The following is a 23,470-nucleotide window of genomic DNA, read 5'->3' on the forward strand; positions in this document are numbered from 1 at the left end:
ATCATTGCCATACTCGCCATATAAGGTGTCATTGCCATTGCCGCCGTAGAGCGTGTCTTCACCTGACTGACCGTAGATGGTGTCATTGCCTTCTTTTCCCAGCAAGATGTCATTGCCATCGCCACCGTAGAGATAGTCGACTCCCATAGTTCCCACTAACAAATCTGATCGTATGGTGCCAGAGAGGTTATGTTCGGTGGAGGCGGCAAGGCGGACCGTCCAGCTGCTCAGTTCTTCGCTGAATGTGCCCAGATCGGGAGTGGAATTGAGTTGAGTAACAAGGAATCTCATTGATACCCAGCCAGATCTGGCTAAACGCGCTTCACCTATCGAACTAATAAACTCGACGAGATCGACGATTCCTTGTTGGGGATTAGCCGAGATTGCCTGTTTGAACGCATTCTCCAAAGATGTAAATTTTGATGCGCTTTGGCAGTCTTCCAGAAGGAGTTTGGAATAGGACTTTAAGTGCGTTTCCGAGACAAGGGATTCATAAATGTCTGTCTTAAATCTGTCGTAGGCCAACGAAATGTTTGAGATTTGCTCAGCAGTCAGCGAAACGGTGACATTGCCTGAGTTGGCATTCAATGGCGTGAACCGGGCTTGTCCACTGGCTCCGCCATAAGTGAAACCCATAAAACGCTCGACTACACCCAACTTGCGGATGAAATCGTCGTAGGCTGATGTACCTAAGGGCAGACCTGCCAAGCTATAAGTCAATTTGACTCCACTGCTGACGAGGGCGTCGGCCTGTACTTTGAGTGACCTTAAGTCGGACGTGTTGGCCCATCTTTCGATCAAGCCGTCAAGTTTGTCGATCTGCCCTTGGCGAGTGGTTTGCTGGGTATAAGTTTGCACCCAATTACCGAGGTCAGTCGAGAGGCTAATAGCTTCATTCAGGTCACGTACGTGGCCTGAGCCTCTCAGTGTCGGAAGCGCCTTGGCCTGGTCGGTGAGAGTGATCTGGTTGGTAAACTGACGATGAAATGTGTTGACAAGCAAGTCCAGATTGGCCGTTGCGCCGTTAGTTTCGCCTGTCGTACCCGTGGTGCCATTGGCCCGGGTAAAGGTACCTGCTGCTGTTTGCACGTTGCCGTTGCCCAGATCGGTGCGCACAGCGTTTGAGTTGACGCCAATCCCGGTAATGTTGTTGATGCCGAGTGCGGTCAGCTCATTGGCTTGGCTAATGCCGTCTTGGTTCAGATCGCGCCAGATGCGCAAATTGGCAAATACGCTGTCTGCTGAGTCGATCTTGCCGTCTTTGTTGGTGTCAAGGTCTTTGAGTGCGTCGAAACCGTCCGTGGCCAATTGGCCATTGCTCTTGAGTGTGTCCACACCGAAGAGTTCGCGGCCTGAATCGATGGTGCCGTTGCCATTGCGATCCAGGACCAGCCAGCCGTCATCTGGCTTGACCCAGCCGGTTCCGGTCTTCACGCCATCGGCATCGTGGTCAAACACAATGACCTTGCCATCGCGAGTGCTCGTTGTTTCGATACCGTCACCATCGAGGTCGAGAACTAACGGATCGCGACGGGGAGGGATGGTTGCACTTGCACCTGCGTTGCCCCCGGCGTTGCCTATACCGCCAGCAGCGCCGTTGCCACCACCAGATCCTCCAGCCCCGTCACCCGTACCGTGATCAGTGTAGCCTCCCGGCCAAGGCAAGCCTGTAAAGGGATCACCTCCGCGGGTTGTGTCAGGCGGTGTGCCAGGTGGTGTAGTCAGGTTGCCGATATTTTTTACATCGTCGATATTGTCCTTTGGCCACAAGTCGCCCTGAAATCCGCCTGGATTGAGGCCGCCTTTTTCCAATGCTTTCCAGGTGAAGTCGATACAACTATTGTTGAGACCGTTGTAATAAGTGTTAAACCCTCCCGCAGACGGATTTTTACCGAAATTCGCCATCGCATCATATTGCGCCTGAGTGATTTCGATGGTGCGAGAATAATCTCTTCCTTGGTAGTAGGAATCATCAGGGCCATGTGCATTTACTGTGCCAGATCCAAACGGGTCATTGAGTGGATTATTGTCTGCGACGGGGGAAAATCCGTAGCTCGCGGCATTTCCACTTGCATCATTCAGGGTGTACCACATGTGCCCAACTTTTGAGAGGCCATCTGAAGTTGGTGTACCAGGTCCTACAATATTGATGGTTACTGTTGGCATGGTTCATTCCTTGTAGGTTCTTTCTGGGGATTAAAATTAACTTTGGCTGGCATCGCTATTTCGAAAGAGGTAGGGATGGATGAAAATTCTGGAGATGCTCGTTTATTTATAAGGCGTGCTCTATACATGCCAGGGGATAAAACATGGCTGCCTATATTTTTTTCGAAATGACTTTGCCCCCAAGATGTCAATATTGGATCCGCATCTTGGGAGTAAACTTCGACTTCTTTTTCTTCCGTGCATATCGCAAAGATGATTAAATTTATTGGCGTTGGCGTGCCAGATTCCAGCGGCTTACCAGTCTTGTCCATCGTATTCCCACCTAGTATTTTTCGAACGCGTTCCCGTTCCACCTGATCATTTTTTGGAAAGCCAAACCTCATCGAGTACCAGTAAGGAAAATGCTTTCTTACTTCAAATTTAAAATCAGCAACAACTCCACTTTCAGTAAGTTTAATTTGGACAGAACTTGGCTCTGGTGATCTGCAATGCATATATGTGGAGACCGATATTGCGGATGCCACTAAAAGTCCAATCAAGATGCACTGAAAAATCGAAAACCGATTTTTTGAATTCGACATCCATCATTCCTTCAATTTTTCAATTTTTATCGCGCGACCGCGTTCAAAGTAGACTCTGAACGGGGCATTATTACGGCCAGGGAATTGGGAGGAATTCTTGAACATCATCCAGATTTCACTATTGTCGGCTTGTATGGATTGTGCCCACATGACTTTAAGTGGATCGCTATGCTCAGGCCACTTTGCTTTATCAGCAACTACCTTGTAGGCAAAGGCACCGCCTGCCAACTTCGCTTCAAACGGCGTCATGCCGACTGATACAACACCGCTCAAGATCAATGCTCGTCGCTCTTCCGGGAAGAGCTCTGGGTGTTGTGTGAACATTCTTTGCGCGTATGCCCCGCGTTCGATTGGTGGCTTGTGAGACGGGGGCTCATTAGCATATGATCGGAATGAAAATGAAACTAGCGTTATCGAAAATAGCATTCGAAAAATCAAGAAAAAATTCCCCATTTTCAACATTCTTTACTCCTCTAATTTTTCAATCTTTACAGCACGCCCACGTTCGAAGTAAACGCGAAATGAGGTATTGCTCTTGCCAGAAAACTGGGAAGAATTTTTGAATGTCATCCAGATTTCACTATTGTCAGCCTGCATGGATTGCGCCCACATCACTTTAAGCGGATCGCTATGCTCAGGCCACTTTGCTTTATCAGCGACTACTTTGTAGGCAAAGGCACCGCCTGCCAGTCTCGCCTCAAATGGCGCCATACCGCTTACTACCACCCCATCTAAAATGGACTGGCGCCGATCATCTGGGAAAAGCTCTGGGTGCTGCGCGAACATGGTTTGCGCATAGCTGTTACGTTCTTCGGGTGTCATCTAGATTGCCCCTCCAAAATTTAATCGATCACTACTTAGTTAACTTGATTTTTTAGATGTGCTGCGAGATGAACGAACTTGGCAGATCAGGCAAGACGATGCTCCTGAGAAAGAAAATGTGTTCGTTATCCTAATGGGACTTGTTGCAAAAATGAATGGGCCAAATTGGCAATAGGTTCTTTTTTTGTAAGTATTTCTAAAATTAGATTAATGTCGATTGCACTCTAGTTGTAATGCAGTTGCGTCTTAATGAAAATTTGTGTGGAGTGATTTCTCTTCAAAATAGTTTGGCTAGATGATTGCCGTTAAGCGTGTAATGGGAAGTTCAAAATAAAAAAGCGCTCGTTCTTATCAGGAACGAGCGCTTTTTCGTTAAGCGAGGCAGATCAGTGAGCAGCAGCTGCTGCCTCCGCGCCGGCATTGCCCTTGGCCGGCTTGATGATCCAGATCACGGGGATGATCACGATGAAGATCACCGCCGACAGCCAGAAGATGTCGTTGATGCCGATCATCGCCGCCTGCGCATTCAGATTGCGTTCGATCAGGCCGGTTGCCTGCTCGGTGCTCATGCCGAAATTGCCGGTGAGATTGCTGAACATCTGTTGCAGCGCCGTGCTGTAGGGTGTCGCATGTTCCGTCAACTGGGCATGGTGGACGATGGTGCGGTTGTTCCACGCCGTGGTTGCCACCGAGGTGCCGATGGCGCCGCAGAACACGCGCACGAAGCTCGACAGGCCGGCCGCGGCGGGGATGCGTTCCGGCGGCAGGCCGGACAGCAGCAGCACCGTCAGCGGCACGAAGAACATCGCCGTCGGGATGCCTTGCAGCAGCGTCGGCAGGATGACGGTCCACTGATCCACTTCGAGCGTGTAGCGCGAACGCAGCCAGAACACCAGTGCGAAACAGACGAAGGACGCCGTCGCCACTTTGCGGGCATCCACGCGCGGCAGGAACTTGCCGATCAGCGGCATCAGGATCACCGCAAAAATCCCGAGCGGCGCCGTCGACAGACCGGAGTCTATCGCGCGATAGCCGAGATATTGCTGCAACCACTGCGGCAACAGCACCAGATTGCCGAAGAACACGCCGTAGCCGATCGAAATCGCGACTGTGCCGCCGAAGAAGTTGCGCCTGCCGAACAGCCGCAAGTCCACTACCGGGTGATCGTTGTTCAGCTCCCAGATCACAAAGTAGGCGAAGGCGACTGCTGCAATGATACCCAGCGTGACGATGGTCGGCGAGGAGAACCAGTCGAGATCCTTGCCTTTGTCGAGCATGATCTGGAATGCCGCCACCCACGTAATCAGCAACAGCAGACCGATGGTGTCGATCGGCAGGTTGCGGGTAGGACTTTCTCTATCCTTGTAGATCGCCATCGTCATGCCGGCAGCCAGCAAGCCGACCGGGATGTTGATGTAAAAGATCCACGGCCAGGTGTAGGCGTCGGTAATCCAGCCGCCCAGCGCGGGTCCGGCCACCGGCGCGACCACTGCGGTCATGCCCCATAGCGCAAGGGCGAATGAGGCCTTGGATTTGGGGTAGGCCCCCAACAGCAGCGATTGCGACAACGGCACCATCGGACCAGCCACCAGGCCTTGCAAAACCCGCGCCGCCAGCAGGATCGGCAGCGTCGGCGCCAGGCCGCACAGCCACGACGCCAGCACGAACAGCAGCACCGACGACACGAACAGGCGTACGGCGCCGATGCGTTGCGTGAGCCAGCCGGTCAGCGGAATCGAGATCGCATTGGCCGCCGCGAAAGAAGTAATGACCCAGGTGCCTTCATCGATCGAGACGCCGAGGTTGCCCGAGATGGTCGGGATCGCCACGTTCGCAATCGACGAGTCGAGGACGTTCATGAACACCGCCAGCGACACGCACAAGGTGCCGAGCACCAGCTTGCCGCCGGTCAGCGGCGGCGGTGGTGTATAGGGTTGAGGACTGCTCGCCATGGAGGATGCGTCCGATCAGGTGTGTGGAATGACGATGGCGGCAGCCTTCTTGCGCACCGGCATCGGCAAACCGCTGGCGTTGTCGCTGATGATGCGGTCGACGATGTCATCGGCTTGCTTGCCCAGATCGGTGTAGACGTTGGTCTGGTAGTCGGTGGCGGCTGCCTGCAGCGCCTTGCCGTCGCCGCGGATGTTCACGGTGGCGGTGGTCGACAGGCCGATGCGCAGCGGATGCGCCTGGACTTCTTGCGGGTCCAGCGCTATGCGCACAGGCACGCGCTGGACCACCTTGATCCAGTTGCCGGTGGCATTTTGCGCCGGCAGCAGCGAGAACGCGCCGCCGGTGCCGGCCGAGAAGCCAATCACGGTGCCCTTGTACTTGACGTCGGAACCGTAGACATCGGCGATGACTTCAACCGGCTGGCCGATGCGGATGTGCTTGAGCTGGCCTTCCTTGAAGTTGGCGTCGATCCAGATCTGTTCCAGCGGCACGATCGCCATCAGCGGGCTGCCGGCGGCGATGCGCTGGCCGAGCTGGACGGAACGCTTGGAGACGAAACCGGACACCGGCGCGACGATGTTGACGCGGGCGTAGTTCAGATAAGCGTTACGTACTTGCGTCGATGCCTGCAGCACGTTCGGATGCTCGGTCACGCTGGTGTGGTCGGTCAGTGCGCGGTTGGCGGCCAGGCTGGCGCGAGCCTGCTCCAGCGATGCGCTGGCGTTCTTGACGGCGTCTTGGGCGTGCGACAGATCTTCTTGCGAGACGGCGCCGGAGGCGATGCCGGCCTGGCGGCGTTGCAGGTCGTCACGGGCGCGGGCCAGATTGGTTTCCGCCGCGGTGACGTTGGCCGACAAGGTGTCGTTGTTCAGGAAAGTCTGGCGTGTCTGACGCACGGCCTGGGCCAAGGCTGCTTCGGCTTGCGCCAGTGCCAGCTTGGTGTCGGCGGCGTCAAGCGCGACCAGCTGCTGGCCGGCTTTGACGATTTGCGTGTCGTCCGCCTTGATGGCGGTAACGGTGCCGCCGACCTGGGCGGAAATCTGGATCACATTGCCGCCGACGTAGGCGTCGTCGGTTTCTTCGTAAAAGCGGGCGACCAGGAACCAGTACAGGCCGAGCGCGATGGCAACCAGGATAATGACCAGCGTCAACAGGAGCAACTGGCGTTTGCGTTTGCCGTTGCCATTGCTGTTGCCGTTTTGTGGAAGGGCTTCACTCATGAATTACTCCGTGTATTTCTTGATTTTGTCTGGGAGGTGCAACCGGCGATATCGATCAGTCTCGATCTGAAGGCCGGCTGCTCCACGCTTGGAACAATTTTGTTAATAATTTATTGGGTCTTGGCGACGCCGGATCCAGTGTCGGGGGCTGCAACGGCCAGTCCGGCTTGCTGCGCATCGAATCCGCCTCCCAGCGCCTTGAACAAACCGATTTGCTGGTTGCGGCGGCTGGCTTCCAGATTGATCAGCGATTGTTGCTGGCCGAGCAGGGCGGTTTCCGCATTGAGCACAACCAGCTGCGAGGCCAGGCCGATGCGATAGCGTTCCTTGGCCAGATCGTAAGCGCGCTGCGTTGACGCCAGTGCTTCGCGGCGGATCGGCAACTGCTGATCGATGGAACGGATGCCGGTGATTTGCTTGGCAACGTCGCCGTAGGCATCGTTCAGGGTCTGGTTATACGACGCGACCGCCATGTCGTAGGACGCATACGAGCCTTTCAGGTTGGCGCGCAGTGCGCCGCCTTCAAAGATCGGCAGGCTGATGGCCGGGCCGTAGGCGATGCTCTTGCTGGCGGCCGTGAACGGGTTGGCGTTGAGCAGCGAGTCAAAGCCGATCATCGCCGACAGGTTGATGTCGGGATAGAAACGCGCCTTGGCGACATCGACGTCCTTGCTGGCGGCTTCCACCTGCCAGCGTGCGGCGACGATATCAGGACGGCGTCCCAGCAGGTTCAGCGGCAGGGCGGATGGCAAGGCCGGTGTGGTCAGCGTGGTCATGCGCGGTGCGGCGACTTGCAGGCCGCGGTCCGGGCCTTTGCCCATCAGCACGCCGAGCTGCTGGCGCGTGAGGGTGATCTGGCCTTCGCTTTGCACCAGCTGGGCGCGGGCGTCGGCGCTGCTGCCTTGCGACTGGCTGCGTTCGATTTGCGTATCGAGACCGGTCTTGACACGGTCGGCGGTAATTCTTTGCAAAGATTCGCGCTGCGTGACGGTACGCTGCAAAATGTCATGCAAAGCGTATTCGGTGGCGAGCTGGTTGTAAGCCGATGCGATCGAGCTGGTGATGACGAGGCGGGTTTCCTGTGCGCTGGCTTCGGCAGCTTTTTTCTGCGAGACGGCTTGTTCGAGCGCGGCGTGGTTCTTGCCCCAGACGTCCAGCTCGTAACCCAGATTCAGGAAAGCCTTCTTTTCGTTGTACCAGCTGCCGCCGTAAGGGGCAGGGTAAATCGTGGTTGCCGGGAACAAGTTACGGGTGAACGATGCTTCGGCGTCGACCGTCGGCAGCAGCGGCGCGCCTTTGCTTTCAGCCAGTGCGCTGGCGGAAGCGATGCGGGCCTGGGCTTGCTGCAGGCTGGGGTTGTTTTCCAAGGCTTCGGCAATCAGGGCGGTCAGTTGCGGATCGCCGAATTGCTCCACCCAGTTGGTGGCCGGCCATTGTCCCTGGCTCTGGCCGGACAGGCTGCGCTCGACGGCGTAGTCGCCGGGTTGCGCCATGTGTTTGTCGCTGTTGATACCGCTGAAACTGGCGCAGCCGGAGAGGCCCAGCATGCCGATCGTCAGGGTACACAAAGCGATCACCCGCAAACGCAGTGCAGGCGATGAGGCGGATTTCATGTAATTCTCCAATTTTTGTTGCAGTATCCGGGTGAGAACAAGTGATGCGTCTGGTTGAATTCGTCGCCGGGTCATTGCCGTGCGCCGATACATTGGGCCGGTCTCCGAGGGGGCTCGCGGAAGCATTTGCGAGCTGGCGAGTAAAAACTCATCTTTTGTATTATACTCGTATATACGAACATTAGCTCATGTTGTAAATTGGAATAAAAAAATGAAACTGCAGCCCAGGAAAGAACCGCGCCAGGCACGCTCCAAAGCCATGGTCGACACCATTCTCGACGCCATGGCGCGGGTGCTGGTCGAGCGCGGTTACGCCAAGACCAACACCAATCTGGTAGCGGAAGCCGCCGGCATCAGCGTCGGTTCCTTGTACCAATATTTTCCGAACAAGGACGCGCTGATTTTTGCGCTGCGCGAGCGCCACGTGGCCCGCATGCTGCACTTGTTCGAAGAGGTCGTCGCCAAAATGGATGCGTCCGGTAGCCTGGAAAGCGATTTCGAGGCGCTGATCGAGGCGCTGGTGGCGGCCCATCTGGTCGAACCCGAACTCAACCGCATCCTGGAAGAAGAATTTCCGTCTTTTCACCTGCCGGTTTCCAACCACGTACGCCAGCGTTTTTTCGAGGCGATCAAGGGTGTACTAACCAAGCATCGCAAGACCATTACCTCGCCGGATGTCGATGTGGCGGCCTTTGTGGTGCAGCGCATGCTTAAGGCGTTGGTCAATGCGGTGGTGTTGATCGCGCCGCCGGGACTCAACGCCGCCCACGTTCGCTCTGAAATTGTTCCTGCTGTTGTTGGTTATTTAACTGCGCAAAGATCGAATTTAATTGCATAATGAGCCTCGCTCAGTGCGGGTTCATCAAAATCCGGAATGAGTGCGTCGGCAGGAATTTCTGCCCAATTTTCGATTCATTCCGATCATGCGTTTATCGTTCGTTCAAAAGCATGCTTGCCGCATGCTGAAGGGGACTGTTGTTCTGATGGTGTCGGCGGCTGCCATGCAGGCTGCGCCTGCCGCAGCGGCGACGGTCACCGTGCAGGTGCTCGACGTGGCCGGCACGCCGGTGCCCAATGCCGTGGTGTATGCCGAACCGACCGGCGGCCAGACGGTGCCGAAGTCGCTCAAGCAAGCCGAAATTGAGCAAAAAGATATCAAATTTTTCCCCTTGGTAAGCGTGGTGCAGGTGGGCACGCCCGTGTTGTTCCCCAATCACGACAAGGTGCGCCATCACGTTTATTCGTTTTCGCCAGCCAAGACCTTCGAGCTGAAACTGTATTCCGGGGTGCCGACCAGTCCCATCGTTTTCGATAAAGTTGGTACAGTCGTCCTGGGCTGCAATATTCACGATCAGATGGTGGCCTACCTGCAAGTCGTGAACACGCCGTATTTTGCCAAGACCGACATGTCGGGCCACGCCAAGCTGGAAGGGCTGGTTGGCGGCAAATATGCCTTGAAGGCCTGGTACTTCAAGATGGCGCCCAACGAAGCGGCAGTGGAGCAGGCGCTCACCTACCAGGGCGCGGATATGGCGGCATCGGTAAAACTGGCCGTCAAGGCTGTGCCGGTACAATAAGCAAAGAATAACGAGGGGACAAATCCAAAGTGCGCTGGCATCGTCTAGAAAATCGCATCGTTGCGCTGTTCATCGTCCTGATCCTGCTGGTGCAGTTGGCAGGTTTCGTCGCCATTCGCAAAGCCATCGATGAAAACGCCCGCGCTTCCATCCGCGATGAACTGATCATCGGCGAGCGCGTGTTCCTGCGCCTGCTGGATCAGAACGCCGACAAGCTGACGCAGGGCGCACGCCTGCTGGCGTCGGATTTCGGCTTTCGCCAGGCGATCGGCACCGATGACCGCGGCACGATTACCTCCGTCCTGGAAAACCACGGCGCCCGCATCGGTTCGACATTGTCGATGCTGATCGGCACCGACCAGCAGATCAAGGCTTCAACCCAGGCGTATCCCAGCGCTGACCTGCAGCGTAACGCTCTGGAGCTGGTGGCCAAGGCGGCCGAGACCAATGGCGCATCGGATACGGTGATCGTCGACGACAGCCTGTTCCAGATCGTGGCGGTGCCGGTGCGTGCGCCGGTCATCATCGGCTGGGTCGTCATGGGCTTTCCGGTGGACCAGAAACTGATTTCCGACATGCGCGCCTTGTCTTCGCTGCAAGTCAGCGTCATGGTCAGCACACGCGGCGGGCAGTGGCAGCAGGATGTGTCGACCCTGCCGAAAGACGAGTCCGGCATGCTGATGCATCAGTTGCCGCAAAAGCCCAACACCAGTTCCTTCATCCCGCAACTCACGATCGGCGACAACGACTACAGCGCGCGCCTGCTGGTGCTGGCCAAGGGATCGTCCAATCAAAGCGCGGTGGCGGTATTGCAGCGCTCGATCAGTGAAGCGGTGGCGCCGTACCGGCGCCTGCAACTGATCCTGTTGACCATCAGCGTGATCGGCGTGGTGATGGCGATCTTCGCCAGCGCTTTCGTGGCGCGGCGCATCACCAGTCCCTTGCGTTCGCTGGCCGACATCGCCAAGCGTCTGGGCGCCGGCGACTATCGGGCCCGCATCGACATCAAGGGCGGCGATGAAATCGGCAAGTTGGCGGAGGCCTTTGAGAGCATGCGCACCGGCATCGCCAACCGCGAACTTGAAATCAGGCGGCTGGCGTATTGGGATCCGCTGACGGATTTGCCCAATCGGGTGCAGTTTGCAACCTTGCTCAATGCGGCCATCGAACGCGCCAAGGCCAGCAACGGACAGTGCCATATCCTGATGATGGATCTGGACCGCTTCCAGCATGTCAACGATGTGCTGGGCCACAGCTTCGGCGACAGCCTGCTGCGCGAAGTCGGTCGCCGCCTCGAGCAGCAGCTGGAACGCGAGAACGACAAGGTCGCCCGGCTCGGCGGCGACGAGTACGCCATCCTGCTGCCGGCCACCGATGCCACCGAAGCGATCCGCCAGGCCAAGCGCATCCTGCATTCGCTGGAAATGCCGATTTCCATCGGCGACCAGACGGTCGATCTGGGGGCCGGCATCGGTATTTCCGGCTATCCGGAAAACGGGCAGAACAGCGACACGCTGCTCAGCAGCGCCGAAGTCGCCATGTACGTCGCCAAACGCCGCGGCAGCGGTTTCACGGTCTACGACCCGTCGATCGACAAGAGCAGCCAGGAAAGCCTGAGCCTGCTGAGCGAGCTGCGCCGCGCGCTCGACCGCAATGAATTCCTGCTATACGCCCAGCCCAAGGTGGAGCTGGCTACCGGCAAGGTAGTGGGAGCCGAAGCGCTGGTGCGCTGGGTGCATCCGGAAAAGGGCTTCATCGGCCCGGACAATTTCATTCCCTTTGCCGAGACCACCGGCTTCATCCGCATGCTGACTTCCTGGATGCTGAACAAGACGGCAGTGTTGTGCGCCGAGCTGCAGAAGAGGGGGATCACGCTGAAATTCTCGGTCAACCTGTCGACCCGCGATTTGCTCGATCAGGATTTGCCGACGCATTTCGCCGACATCCTGGCGCGCAATCAATTGTCGCCGTCGTCGATGTGCCTGGAAATCACCGAGAGCGCGATCATGGACGACCCGATACGCGCGCAGCTGACGCTGGAGCGCTTGCACGGCATGGGCGTGGAACTGGCGATTGACGACTTCGGTACCGGCTATTCGTCGCTGGCCTACCTCAAGCGCCTGCCGGTGGACGAGCTGAAAATCGACAAGTCCTTCGTCATGAACATGGAGCATGACGCCGACGACGCCAAGATCGTCAAATCGACCATCGACCTCGGCCACAACCTCGGCCTGCGCGTGGTGGCGGAAGGGCTGGAGACGCTTGCGGTCTGGCATCTGCTCAAGCAAATGGGCTGCGACCAGGCGCAGGGGTATTACATGAGCAAGCCGATGCCGGGCGACCGCTTTATCGAGTGGCTGGAGCAATGGAAAGCTCCGGAGATGCCAAGCCAGTCGGAAAATATGGCAATATAATTTGCCGGACGGCAAAGTCGTGCCACCAGGGGGGAACATGACGCACAAGCAAGTCAATAAAATATCCAATTCATTCAAACCGCTGATCGCCATATCGGCCTGCGCGCTGACCATGGTTGCGGCCTCGGCTGCCGCAGAAACCACCGGCACGGCGCCCAGCATGATGCCCGACATGGGCAAGCTGATGGCCACGGCCGGCGTGATTCAGGTCGAAGGCGCGAGCGGCGGCGGCCTGGTGCCGTGGGCAACCATCACCGGCTACGGCACGCGCGACAGCTATGGCGCCAACGCGCATTACACCTATGTCGGCACCCAGGATTACACACTCGCCTCGTACGGCGTTGCGGTCGGCATCGCCGATCGGGTCGAGCTGTCGCTCGCCAAACAGCGCTTTACCGGAAGCCAGGCTCCGCTCAACAATCTGCGCATCGATCAGGACATCTACGGCATCAAGGTCAAACTGGCCGGCGACATCGTCTACGACCAGGACAGCTGGCTGCCGCAGATCGCCGCCGGCATGATGATCAAGCGCAACAACGGCATCGGCGGCCTGGGCGCGGTCAATAACGTCAAGCTGCTGGGCGCCAAGGATGATTCCGGCATCGATTACTATCTGGCGGCGACCAAGCTGTTCCTCGACCAGAGCCTGTTGGTCAACGCCACGGTGCGCGCCACCAAGGCCAACCAGATGGGCATCCTCGGTTTTGGCGGCGACAAGGGCGACCGCTATCAGGCCATGCTCGAAGGTTCGGTGGCCTACCTGCTCAATCGCAAATGGGTGGTCGGCGCCGAATACCGCATGAAGCCGCGCAATCTTGCCGCGGATAACGAAAAGGATTACTACGACGCTTTCGTCGCCTGGTTCCCGAGCAAGAACCTGTCGCTGACGTTGGCCTATGTGTCGCTGGGCGACATCACTATCTATAACCCCAGACGCCAGGAAGGTGTCTATCTCTCTGTGCAGGCAGGCTTCTGATGAAAACTCTCACAAGCAAATCCGGCTGGCTGGCTGCGGCCATGGTTGTCCTGATGACAGCCTTGCCGGCGCAGGCCCAAAAGGCCGACGACAGCCTGTATCGCGACCTCGGCGGGCTGGAAGTGCTGACCAGGGTGGTCGACGACACGCTGGCGCTGGCGCTGGCCGATGCGCGCATCAAGGACACCTTCAAGGATACCGACATGAAGCGCCTCGCCAAGCTGATCACGGAACAGTTCTGCGAACTCAGCGGCGGCCCGTGCAAATACAGCGGCGACCCGATGAAGGAGGTGCATCAGGGACTGGCCTTGAACAACATGCAATTCAATGCCCTGGTGGAAGATCTGCAGGCGGCAATGGACAAAGCGAATATTCCGTCGCGCACGCAAAACAAGCTGCTGGCCTTGCTGGCGCCGATGCAGCGCACCGTGGTCACCAGATAAGCGAGGGCGGCAAGCCAACGGGGAAAAATATTTTCAGTCGCGTGGAATAAAGCCGTCATGCCCCACGTATACCGGGTCATGGGTAAGGCAAACCGCGTAACCCTGAGACCAAAGGAATACTGAAATGAAACTGCTCCCACTTTCCCTGTTGACATTGTCCTTGCTGTCGTCCGTGGCGCCTGCCGCCTTCGCCGAAGACATGGCCGTCAAGAAGATGGACGACGTCCTCGTCACCACCAGCGGCATGACGGTCTACACTTTTGATAACGACCCTGCCGGCAAGAGCGTTTGCAACGGCCCGTGTGCCGCCAACTGGCCGCCGGTTGCACCGACCGGCACGCCGAGCGCACCGTTTTCCGTGATCAAGCGCGACGACGGCAGCCCGCAACTGGCCGTCAACGGCAAGCCGCTGTACACCTTCGCCGCCGACAAGAAAGCCGGCGACCGCAACGGCGACAACTTCAAGAACATCTGGCACGTCATCAAGAACTGATTAGCCAACTCACCGCGTTCACATCGCAAACTCATGTCCGACGAAAGTCATTTGCTAGCCTGTATCCCACGCCTGCGCCGTTATGCGCGGGCGTTGGTGGGCGATCGCGCCGGCGCGGACGACCTCGTGCAGGACACGATGGAACGCGCCTGGCAAAAGCTGTCGAGCTGGCGCAAGGGCACCGACATGCGGCCGTGGCTGTTCAGCATCATGCACAACCTGCATGTCGACCAGCGCCGCAAGCCGGTGATCCCGACCGTGACGCTGGATGACGAAGACGCGCTGGCAACGCCGGCCTATGCGCCTGACCGGCTGGTCGGCTACGACCTGGAATCGGCCCTGCGTCTGCTGGCCGCGGAGCAAAGAGAGATTTTGTTGTTGGTGGTGCTGGAAGAAATGACGTATGAAGAAGTGGCTGCGACCCTGAACATCCCGATCGGGACCGTCATGTCGCGCCTGTCGCGCGCCCGTGAGCGCTTGCGCACGCTGGTCGAGGGACGGCCCCAGCATTCGCCGTTGAAGGTGGTCAAATGAAACCGATGCCGATTACCGAAGCCGATTTGCAGGGTTATGTCGACGGCCTGCTGCCCGAGGAGCGTCTGGAAGAAATCGCCGCCTATCTGGAAAGCAATCCGGACGAAGCCGAGCGCCTGCGCACTTATCGCCATCAGAATCAAGCCTTGCACCTGCTGTTCGACCCGGTGCTGGACGAGCCCGTGCCGGCGCGTCTGTCGGCGCGGCCCAGCAGCAACTGGGAGTTGTTGCAGCGTTATGCCGCGATCCTGATCGTGGCCGTGTTCGCCGGTGCGGGCGGCTGGTATCTGCACGGCGCGGCACAGTCGTCGTCGGTGACCTGGATCGCCAGCGCCGCCGGATCGGTGGCGCGCGTGGATGCGCCCTTGATGATGGCGCGCCGCGCCGCCGTCGCGCATGCCGTCTACACGCCGGATCCGCGCCGGCCGGTGGAGGTCGGCGCCGATCAGGAAGAGGCTCTGGTGCGCTGGCTGTCCAAACGCATCGGCGCCGATGTCCGCGCGCCCAAGCTGGCGCCGCTCGGCTATGAACTCATCGGCGGCCGTTTGCTGCCGGGACAGAGCGGGCCGGTGGCGCAGTTCATGTATCACGACGGCGCCGGCCAGCGTTTGACGCTGTACGTTTCCACCGATCAGGTGCAGAACAAGGACACCGGTTTCCGCTTCGCACAGGAAGGCACGGTCAACGTGTTTTACTGGATCGACGGTAAGTTCGGCTACGCCTTGTCCGGCAGCATCGACCGGGGCGAACTGGCGCGGATTGCCAATACGGTCTACGAGCAGTTGGACAAGCCGGCGAAATAAAGATTCAGGGCGAAAGCTTCATGACAATTCCGCTCCGTTCTCCTGCTCCGGCAACGGCGCTGTCTTTGGCGGAATGAAGAAGTCCACCGGTTTTTTCAGGAAGCGCCGGCACAGCGACTTCAGCAGCGGCCAGCTGTGGCGGAATTTCACCTGCCGCGAACGCAGGGCCACGAACAGCGCCAGCGAAAAACTTACCCACAGGTTCACCGTGCCGATCGCCAGCACACCGAAGGTCGACACCGCAATCACATGCCAACTGACTGCATGGTCGAGCGCGACCAGCGCAATCGCAAAGTTGGTTGCCGAGAAGGTGATGTGACGAATGTCGATCGGCAGGCCGATCATGAAGCCGATGGTGCCGATGGTGCCCAGCAGAATCCCGAAGTAGAAATTCCCCATCAGGCCGCCCAGGCCGGTCTCCAGATAATCGCCCAGACGCGCGGTGCGCGCCTTGCCAAGCAAGCCGTTGAGCCAGCGCGCACGCGCCACGCGCTGCGACATGCGGGTGTAGAGCGCCTTGTTGTCGTAGTAACCCGAAATCAATCCGGCCAGGAACAGGCAGACCCCGGCGATGGCCGCATGGAACAGCGCCAGGCTGGCAAACGGATCGATGTCGTGCAGCAGGTGTTGCGCCTTGTCGGGAGTGACGAAGTGATGCCCGGTCACGAGGAAATAGCCGTAGACCAGCAGATACGCCACGGGGAAGGCAATCGTCAGGTTGCCCAGCACCGCCACGAACTGGGTGCGGATCACTTTGACGATCAGTTCCGTCAGGCTGTCGAGATCGATGTTGCGGCCGTCGCGGCTGTGCAGGCCCGCGGCGATGCGCGAGGCAGTCATGGCGGGCTGTTTGGTCGCCACCGTGAAATGCAGCACGTGGATGAACATGAATCCCAGCGAATAATTCATGCTGAACAAAAAGGCTTCCACCAGCGGCGCCGCGCGCAGGTACGAAAACAGGATCTTGATCAGCGACATGAACCCGATGATGAAGCCGGCGCCCGCTGCCGAGCGGTACATGGCGGCGTATTCGCGGCGGTCTTCGGCAATGTAGTGTTCGCCGGTGCGGCTGGCGTTTTCGGTGATGTTGCGCGCCAGCAGGTTGATGTTGGCGGCAAACAGATCGCGCACGGTGTATTTGCGGTTGTGCGCTTCGATCAGTTCCAGCCCCAGTTCGAGGCCGATGCTGCGCTTTTCGGCCGCTGCCATGGCGGGCGTCTCGGCGACGCCGACGTCGACCAGCGACAGCAGCTTGTGCAGGCGATCCAGATGCTGGTCCAGGCGCACCAGGCGGTAGGTGACGGAGATGCTGGTGCCCAGGCGCAGCGTGCTGTTGCGGATCTTCTTCACGACGTCCTGGCATTGCTCCAGCATCACCAGTACATGGCTGGCGTCTTCGATGGGCGTCGGGTCGCCGTTGAGGTGGCGCATGTAGCCGTCGAGATAGCGATGCAGCTCGACGTTTTGCATCAGGAAGGGCGATTCAAAGGCCTTGATGTCGCTGTAGATGCGGATCAATTCCGGTTCGATGCCGATGGCGCTGATGCGGTAGGACAGGACCTGGATGGCGAGCAGGATTTCTGTGAGCGTCTTTTGCCCATCAATCTGTTCCAGGTCGGGCAATTCGATTTCAGCGCGACTGAGCACCTCAAACAGCGCTTCCCAATCCGATGGCGGGACCGCCCGCATCCACAGGTAATCGGTATTGAAGGGGAAGATCTTTTCCAGGCAATCCGGCAGGTAGCGATCGTCCAGCGCCGGCGGCAGGATGCGGTAAGCGATGCGGCGATGCAGCTCCGAGAAGAAACCGTCGTTGGAGAGAATGCCGATGTCGGTGTACAGGCTGGTCTGACGCCGCGCCGACAACAGATGCAGCAGGTAATGGCGCAGCGTTGCGGCGTAGTGCGGATGCTGTTGCAGCAAGTGCGTCAGGGTACGGACGTTGGTGATGGCCAGTTCCGGCGCTTCGCGCTTTTTCGGGCGAATGGCCTTCATCAGTTCGATCAGAAGATCGAGTTCGGCGTTGACGGGGGACGTGCTGATTTTTTCTAGTGTGTGGAGCATGGGGAAAGCAGAGGACGAGGCTTGAAGCGATCTTAATCGATCGGATAAGCTAAGTGTAAGGCTTGGGAGCTGCTTGAGGGCGGCGAAATCTTAACCTGTGTAAAACAAAGATAAGGACATGTGTAATTCGTTAAGAATTGTCAGATTGTGTCGCTAAAGGGAAGTTGCACCTGCAGAACTCATCGAGAACGCATCTCGCGCCTATTGATGAAATGAGTTCTAGAAAGGAGTCATCATGGAGATCGCATCTCTGGCAACTGGTGTCGCAACCGCTTGGCTGGCGAAAAAAGCCGTAGAGGGAATCGGGCTGGACCTGACCAAAGTGGCCAATCATGTCGTTGATGATGTGGTTGCTCTTGTCAGCCCGGCCCTGCCAGCCAACCCGAATATAGGCCGTAATGTCAACACCAAGGCCTGAAGGGGGAAACCCGGCACATCAGGGTTCATTTTTGAAATCGCATCCTCGTGATGCGATTTTTTTTGCATGGACGTCGTACTAACTATTTGTTTTATTGGCAATATTTTGAAATTATTTTTGTAAAAAATCTTGATTGACGTAAAGAAATACGGAAATATGTCGTTAAGAAATGCAGTCAAGCAGTTACTCTAGGAGTTGTCATGGATATTGGAAACATACCCGCCGTTGCCTCCGCATTGTCCGCCGCTGAAACTGCCGATGCAGTCAGCATGGCGATGCTGAAAAAAGCCCTGAACACCCAGGCCGCAGCGGCTATCGGCGTGCTGCAGGCATTGCCGCCGCCACTGCCGGCCAATCCGAACGTCGGCCGCAACGTCAATACCGTGGCCTGACCGAAGATCGGCACGGTACCGGCTGGCTTTATCAAGATCGCTCCTCGTGGGCGATTTTTTATTTGTGGTTTTCCTCATTGATAGGAATTTTTGCATAATTAATTGGTCATTTTAAGTAATTGACTAATTAATTGTGTCATTCCTTGATTTTCTCAAAATGCATAATAGAATGGTCTTTAAGATCATTCGCACAGTTTATTATGCATTCCGTTCAAGCTCTCGGCGCACGCATCCGCGCAGCGCGCAAATCGCAAAAGCTCAGTTCGGCCAATCTGGCCGAGCGTAGCGGCATTCACCGCAATACGCTGCAGGCGTTGGAAACCGGCAAAGGCAACATCGAGCTCAGCAAGCTGCTGTCGATCTGCAGCGAGCTCGGTCTGGAGCTGCTGCTGGTGCCGCAGGAAGTCTCGGCGCAACGCGCAGCGGAAGGCGAGGGCGAGCGTACCGAGCTGTCCGAACGCCTGCAGCTCCTGATGGGGAGCACGCCATGAGCATGCTGCGTTCCTTGCGTATCCGTCTCGGTGTAACGGAAGTCGGCTCCTTGTTTGCCCTGGACGATGGCCGGGTGTATTTCCGTTTTGACGACGGCTACGCGACCGACGCGCAGCGGCCGGTCTTGTCGCAGCTGTATCGCGCCTCGACCGAAGACCGCACCGTGGCGCAGCTGCTCAATCCCGCACTGGAGGTCAATCGCGGCGACGGCAAAGGCGGTTTGCCGCCGTTCTTCCAGAACCTGCTGCCCGAAGGCCAGTTGCGCAAGCACCTGATCGAACGCGCGGGTCTGGCTCCCGATGATGAATTCGGCTTGCTGGCTTTTTGCGGCAAGGATTTGCCCGGCGATGTCTCGGCCTTGTCGGAAAACCTCGACGATGCCCATCTCGGCCGCCTGATCGGGCAGGGCCGCGACAGCTATGAAATGAGTGCGGGGCAGTTGCCGACGCCGGAAGGCGAGTCGATTTCCGGCGTGCAGCCCAAGATCGGTCTGGTGCGCGCCTCGGGAGGGCGCTATGTGATGCGCTCCAGGGATGCCCAAGGCGCCCACTTCATCGGCAAGCTGCCGGCCTCCGATTATCCGCACATGCCGGAGGTGGAATTCTCCTCGCTGGCGCTGGCGCGCGCGGCCGGCGTTCAGGTCTGCGACCACGAGCTGGTGCCGCTGACGGCGATTGCCGATCGCTTGCCGTTCGGCTTGCGCAGCGATGCAGAGAATTTCTTGCTGATCCACCGCTTTGATCGCGATGCAAGTACTCCGACCGGGCGGCTGCACATGGAAGACTTCGCGCAGATTACCGGCACGCCGGCTGCATCCAAATATGCGGGGACATATGCGGCGTTGGGCGTGGTGCTGCTGGAACGCAGCAGCAACGGCGAAGACGACCTCTTTGAATTATTGCGCCGGATCAAGGTGAACGAGCTGCTGGGCAACTTCGATGCGCATCTGAAAAACTTCAGCATGCTGTACCGCACGCCGCAGGCCGCGCAGCTGTCGCCTGCCTACGACATCGTCGCGTATTCCGCCTATCTGGCAGGACACGGCCACGCGCTGGCGTTTGCACCGGGAGAGAAGGCGCGGCAATTGCTCACGCCGGCGGTCCTGCGTGAACTGGCCAATATCTGGAGCATTCCGGAGCCGAAGCTGCAAATGGTGCTGGTCGACACGGTCGAACGCGCCATGCAAAGCTGGCCCGAACTGCTGCGCACCTTGCCGCTCACCGACACCCAGCGTGCGCGCATCAAGTCGCACCTGGACACAAACCCCAGCGTCATCGCGTGGCAACGCCGCGCCGCGCGCAAGCTCAGCGGCAAGGCATGAAACCGAAAGCACCCTTGCCGCTGAAAGACGGCGTCGCGCCGAGCTATCTGTGGCTGCAGCAAGAACCGGGTTTGTGGGAAGGCGTCGGCATGCTGGCCTTCCTGTGCGCACGCTTTCCGGCCATCTCCGAAGCGGCCTGGCGCCAGCGCATGGCGCGCGGCGAGGTCGTCAATCAACAAGGCGAAGCTCTCACGCCGATGTCGCCGTATCGGCGCGGCGACTGTATCTTTTACTACCGCGATCTGGACGGCAGCGAAGAAGCGATTCCCTTTGAAGAAACCATCCTGCATCGCGACGACCATCTGCTGGTGGTCGACAAGCCGCACTTCGTGCCGGTGATTCCGACCGGACGCTTTTTGCACGAAAGCCTGTTGGTGCGCCTCAAAAAGAAAACCGGACTGGCCGATCTGACGCCGATCCACCGGCTCGATCGCGAGACTGCCGGCGTCATCATCTTTTCGCATAATCCGGACAGCCGCGGCGCCTATCAGTCGATGTTCCAGCAACGCACCATGGACAAGACCTATGAAGCGCTGGCCGGCATGCTGGAAGGGCGCGATTTTCCCTTCGTCTATCGCAGCCGCCTGGTGGACGCCGACAAGTTTTTCCTGATGCGCGAAGAAGAGGGCGAAGCGAATTCAGAAACCCATATCGATCTGATCGAACGGCGGGGCGAACGGGCGTTGTACCGGCTCAATCCGGTGACCGGGCGCAAGCATCAGCTGCGGGTGCACATGGCTGCGCTGGGTGTTCCCATCGTCAACGACAACTTCTATCCGCACACCGTACCGGCGGGCGCTGCAGACAACTACGACACACCGCTGAAACTGCTGGCGCGTTCGATCGCCTTCACCGATCCCTTGAGCGGGGATGTGCGGTATTTTGAGAGCCTGAGAAAGCTTTGATTGCCGATGCGGGCGACGTTCTTGAATGTCGGTAGGTCACGCTCGTCAAACCTGCCAGGCCCCATCCCGATACACCAGCGCATCATCAAGGTAAACCGCCTCCGTCACCGCAAACACGTCAATGTGATAGCGCGCGGTGGTGCGCCTGATATTGGGCTTGCTGTAGACCCCGTGCTTGGCGCCGAGCGACAGGTGGATGCCGCACATCCGTTCATAGGTGCCGATATCGTCGACCATGCGTTCTCGTGAGAACGCGCGGTTCATGCCGAAGCCCAGTTCGCGCAGCCATACCTCACCCTCGTCGGCGCGGATTTTCTCCAGCACCTGGTCGAAATCCGGGGTGGAATCAATCACCTCGCTGACCCGGCCCTTGGCGATCACCAGGGTGATGGCTTGCTCCGGTTTGTTCACCCGGAACGAGGTATCGCCAAAAACAAAAATGCGTACGCGCCCGTTCACCGCCTCCAGATCCCGGGATTCGGTGAATACCTCGCCGATCGGAAACTGGCCGCCGACGTTGTTCATCTCGCTATAGTCGCCGATGTTCAGCTTGGCCGGCTCAAACGGCGCGGCAAATACCAGGCGTTCGCCGCCGCTGTCGACCACGCCGCCTTGTGCGCGATCGATGCGCGCCTTCAGGGCGTAGCCGACGTCGCGGTAATACGCCGGGTCATAGGCCAGCGACGCGATATAGTAGTCAGCCTGCGGCCCGGGCATGCGCGACAGATGGGGATGTTCGATCACCTTGAGCGAACGTTTGAAGAGCTCGACGCGCAGCCGGAAAGCCTCAAGACGAAAATTGGTCGATTGAATCAGCACCACCAGATCGCCGGACGTCAGCAGGGCAAAGGCAGCCAGAACCGCGTCCGGCGCAACCGTATCAAAATCGATGAAGCTCGCCGCCGGCAGGCAGCGCCGATAGGCTTCCGTCAAGGCGACAGCGAGATCGCAGCGCGTATCGAATACCACCACGGCGGCGCGCGACGGCGCATGCTCGATCGCAATGCAGAGGATGTCGTGCAAATGTTTTTGTGCAGCATCCACCGACTCCCCGGCGATTGTGCGGAAGGAGGGCGAGGCTGGTTCTTGGTTCTCTATCGGGAGCATCGTCAATGTATCGCGTCAGGAAGTCGTGGAAAGGACATGGATGTGAGGTTCTTCTCAAGGGATCACTTATTTCCTATCAGGCTTGCATTTTAATCGACATCGGCCGGGGTCTCCCGGACCAAGGGTTTTCGTCATGCCGGGAAACAGCCTTGTAGCGCGCGGCTAAAACGCCGGGATGCGAATCAGATAACAGGGCTGAGCCGCCGTCGAACGGCAGTTGCGCTAGACGAAAGGCAGAGAATTCCATCTGCTTTTCCGCCTGAAGGAGGGGACTATTTTCGTTCGGTTTTATAGTCACGAATGGTCTGTTCTGATTTATGCTTTCGCGTGTGTTTCCTTTTATTCTGTTTTTCAACATCATCACCGACAATTGCTCATGACGGCAACCGGTCAGGAGCGGACCTCTTTTAGATAGATCAATCAATAACGACATGAAAATTTATTTTTCCCTTGCGGCCATCGCGATGAGTATTTGTATGGCGTTTTTCGTCCCATTGGTTTTTTTACGACGGAAGGGATATCTGACAGCATTCGATGTCGCTTTGCCATTTACTCCGCCGATTTTTCTGCTGTTCGGAATGGCATTTTTGAATGAACCGGCCCAAATTGGGTGGGGGGCTATTCTGTATCCCATCATCGCTATGATGTTTTGTATTGGGCTATTGAACGTGCGAGCTTTTATATTCACCAAAATTAGATTGCCTGCGCGAGCCACATCCAAATGGACACTTATTCTCACTTCATTTTTTGCATTTTCCATCGGAGCGATTGTTCACCCTTGGTATGACTAAAATGGGTATGTCTACAACCTGCCATAAGCCTCCGTTCTTGGGTTGCCATTGTCTTGTAAACCGCCACTGCATACAGGGAGAAAACAGTGCGTCTAACTGCCAAGTCGATATTCCGTAATGTGTCTATGCTTGGGGGCGCTGCCGTGATTGGCGTGACTAGCGCCACATTTTCCACCTGTGGCATAGGGCTAGCCCGCGGAACGGGAACTTGGTGTGCCGCCTTGCCGCTGATGTGGTTCATTGGCTTCCCTCTCGGGATAATTGCGGCGCTTATCTTTGGCTTGCCGCTTGCGCTTTTGTTTTGGAAGTTTCGTCTAACGCGTTGGTGGCAGTTCGGAATGACTGGCCTTGTCTGTGCCATACCCCTCTGGATCGAGCTTGCGGT

Annotated in this window: 23 protein-coding genes and 1 pseudogene; 13 read left to right on the forward strand and 11 right to left on the reverse strand. The window is 57.8% G+C overall.

Annotated elements, in window-relative coordinates; all coding sequences use genetic code 11:
- From AKL25_RS12470 to AKL25_RS12495, 7 genes and pseudogenes are all read right to left on the reverse strand, one after another.
- Positions 1-2,166, reverse strand: a pseudogene (locus tag AKL25_RS12470) (hypothetical protein); the annotation flags it as partial.
- The gene (locus AKL25_RS24195; protein ID WP_157050620.1) at positions 2,154-2,747 is read right to left on the reverse strand and encodes a DUF5625 family protein; all 594 of its coding nucleotides are present in this window, start codon (positions 2,745-2,747) and stop codon (positions 2,154-2,156) included. The gene AKL25_RS24195 and the pseudogene AKL25_RS12470, both read right to left, overlap by 13 nt.
- Positions 2,748-2,750: 3 nt before the next feature.
- A complete protein-coding gene (locus tag AKL25_RS12475) occupies positions 2,751-3,071 on the reverse strand; it encodes a hypothetical protein (RefSeq protein WP_157050622.1) in 321 nt (106 codons plus the stop codon).
- A gap of 141 nt (positions 3,072-3,212) precedes the next feature.
- Entirely contained in the window at positions 3,213-3,569 is a 357-nt protein-coding gene (locus AKL25_RS12480) for a hypothetical protein (protein ID WP_050478003.1), read from the reverse strand.
- A gap of 386 nt (positions 3,570-3,955) precedes the next feature.
- Positions 3,956-5,521 carry a DHA2 family efflux MFS transporter permease subunit gene (locus AKL25_RS12485; protein WP_050478004.1) on the reverse strand — a complete coding sequence of 522 codons (1,566 nt, stop codon included), beginning with the start codon at positions 5,519-5,521 and terminating at the stop codon, positions 3,956-3,958.
- A gap of 15 nt (positions 5,522-5,536) precedes the next feature.
- Entirely contained in the window at positions 5,537-6,742 is a 1,206-nt protein-coding gene (locus AKL25_RS12490; protein WP_050478005.1) for an HlyD/EmrA/EmrK family protein, read from the reverse strand.
- 110 nt (positions 6,743-6,852) lie between these two features.
- A complete protein-coding gene (locus AKL25_RS12495; protein ID WP_050478006.1) occupies positions 6,853-8,355 on the reverse strand; it encodes an efflux transporter outer membrane subunit in 1,503 nt (500 codons plus the stop codon).
- 211 nt (positions 8,356-8,566) lie between these two features.
- Here AKL25_RS12495 and AKL25_RS12500 point away from each other — a divergent pair, with 211 nt between their 5' ends.
- The 8 genes from AKL25_RS12500 (at position 8,567) to AKL25_RS12535 (ending at position 15,595) form a co-directional block, all read left to right on the forward strand.
- On the forward strand, positions 8,567-9,193 hold the full coding sequence (locus AKL25_RS12500; protein ID WP_050478007.1) for a TetR/AcrR family transcriptional regulator: 627 nt from the start codon (positions 8,567-8,569) through the stop codon (positions 9,191-9,193).
- Positions 9,194-9,314: 121 nt separating this feature from the next.
- The gene (locus AKL25_RS12505) at positions 9,315-9,932 is read left to right on the forward strand and encodes a methylamine utilization protein (RefSeq protein ID WP_050478197.1); all 618 of its coding nucleotides are present in this window, start codon (positions 9,315-9,317) and stop codon (positions 9,930-9,932) included.
- Between the two features lie 29 nt (positions 9,933-9,961).
- The gene (locus AKL25_RS12510) at positions 9,962-12,346 is read left to right on the forward strand and encodes a putative bifunctional diguanylate cyclase/phosphodiesterase (protein ID WP_050478008.1); all 2,385 of its coding nucleotides are present in this window, start codon (positions 9,962-9,964) and stop codon (positions 12,344-12,346) included.
- Positions 12,347-12,383: 37 nt separating this feature from the next.
- Positions 12,384-13,322, forward strand: a complete 939-nt coding sequence (locus tag AKL25_RS12515; protein ID WP_050478009.1) for a DUF3034 family protein — start codon at positions 12,384-12,386, stop codon at positions 13,320-13,322.
- A complete protein-coding gene (locus AKL25_RS12520) occupies positions 13,322-13,765 on the forward strand; it encodes a group I truncated hemoglobin (protein WP_050478010.1) in 444 nt (147 codons plus the stop codon). The genes AKL25_RS12515 and AKL25_RS12520 overlap by 1 nt, the downstream gene beginning before the upstream one ends.
- Positions 13,766-13,889: 124 nt before the next feature.
- Positions 13,890-14,258 carry a COG4315 family predicted lipoprotein gene (locus AKL25_RS12525; RefSeq protein ID WP_050478011.1) on the forward strand — a complete coding sequence of 123 codons (369 nt, stop codon included), beginning with the start codon at positions 13,890-13,892 and terminating at the stop codon, positions 14,256-14,258.
- 33 nt (positions 14,259-14,291) lie between these two features.
- Complete coding sequence (locus AKL25_RS12530) at positions 14,292-14,792, forward strand: RNA polymerase sigma factor (RefSeq protein ID WP_050478012.1); 501 nt, start codon at positions 14,292-14,294, stop codon at positions 14,790-14,792.
- Positions 14,789-15,595: an anti-sigma factor family protein gene (locus tag AKL25_RS12535; RefSeq protein WP_050478013.1), complete on the forward strand. Its 807-nt coding sequence runs from the start codon at positions 14,789-14,791 to the stop codon at positions 15,593-15,595. The genes AKL25_RS12530 and AKL25_RS12535 overlap by 4 nt, the downstream gene beginning before the upstream one ends.
- Before the next feature lie 18 nt (positions 15,596-15,613).
- On the opposite strand, the gene AKL25_RS12540 is transcribed toward AKL25_RS12535, so the two are convergent.
- Positions 15,614-17,659 carry a site-specific recombinase gene (locus tag AKL25_RS12540; RefSeq protein WP_050478014.1) on the reverse strand — a complete coding sequence of 682 codons (2,046 nt, stop codon included), beginning with the start codon at positions 17,657-17,659 and terminating at the stop codon, positions 15,614-15,616.
- Positions 17,660-17,894: 235 nt separating this feature from the next.
- Here AKL25_RS12540 and AKL25_RS12545 point away from each other — a divergent pair, with 235 nt between their 5' ends.
- The 5 genes from AKL25_RS12545 to AKL25_RS12565 all read left to right on the forward strand — a co-directional run bounded on the left by AKL25_RS12545 (position 17,895) and on the right by AKL25_RS12565 (position 21,187).
- Positions 17,895-18,077, forward strand: coding sequence for a hypothetical protein (locus tag AKL25_RS12545; protein ID WP_050478015.1), 183 nt, complete (start codon positions 17,895-17,897; stop codon positions 18,075-18,077).
- A gap of 200 nt (positions 18,078-18,277) precedes the next feature.
- Positions 18,278-18,469: a YjfB family protein gene (locus AKL25_RS12550; RefSeq protein ID WP_050478016.1), complete on the forward strand. Its 192-nt coding sequence runs from the start codon at positions 18,278-18,280 to the stop codon at positions 18,467-18,469.
- Positions 18,470-18,669: 200 nt separating this feature from the next.
- The gene (locus AKL25_RS12555; protein ID WP_050478017.1) at positions 18,670-18,960 is read left to right on the forward strand and encodes a helix-turn-helix domain-containing protein; all 291 of its coding nucleotides are present in this window, start codon (positions 18,670-18,672) and stop codon (positions 18,958-18,960) included.
- Positions 18,957-20,282 carry a type II toxin-antitoxin system HipA family toxin gene (locus AKL25_RS12560; protein WP_050478018.1) on the forward strand — a complete coding sequence of 442 codons (1,326 nt, stop codon included), beginning with the start codon at positions 18,957-18,959 and terminating at the stop codon, positions 20,280-20,282. Before AKL25_RS12555 ends, AKL25_RS12560 begins: the two co-directional genes overlap by 4 nt.
- Positions 20,279-21,187, forward strand: coding sequence for a pseudouridine synthase (locus AKL25_RS12565; protein WP_050478019.1), 909 nt, complete (start codon positions 20,279-20,281; stop codon positions 21,185-21,187). The genes AKL25_RS12560 and AKL25_RS12565 overlap by 4 nt, the downstream gene beginning before the upstream one ends.
- A gap of 45 nt (positions 21,188-21,232) precedes the next feature.
- Here the strand turns inward: AKL25_RS12565 and AKL25_RS12570 are convergent, their stop codons facing one another.
- The 3 genes from AKL25_RS12570 to AKL25_RS24200 all read right to left on the reverse strand — a co-directional run bounded on the left by AKL25_RS12570 (position 21,233) and on the right by AKL25_RS24200 (position 23,054).
- A complete protein-coding gene (locus AKL25_RS12570; RefSeq protein WP_050478020.1) occupies positions 21,233-22,294 on the reverse strand; it encodes a M29 family metallopeptidase in 1,062 nt (353 codons plus the stop codon).
- Between the two features lie 76 nt (positions 22,295-22,370).
- Positions 22,371-22,727, reverse strand: a complete 357-nt coding sequence (locus AKL25_RS12575) for a hypothetical protein (RefSeq protein ID WP_157050624.1) — start codon at positions 22,725-22,727, stop codon at positions 22,371-22,373.
- 6 nt (positions 22,728-22,733) lie between these two features.
- A complete protein-coding gene (locus AKL25_RS24200) occupies positions 22,734-23,054 on the reverse strand; it encodes a hypothetical protein (protein WP_157050625.1) in 321 nt (106 codons plus the stop codon).
- Between the last annotated feature and the right edge of the window lie 416 nt (positions 23,055-23,470).

The sequence above is a fragment of the Herbaspirillum rhizosphaerae genome (genome assembly GCF_001189965.1).
Lineage (GTDB): Bacteria > Pseudomonadota > Gammaproteobacteria > Burkholderiales > Burkholderiaceae_D > Herbaspirillum > Herbaspirillum rhizosphaerae.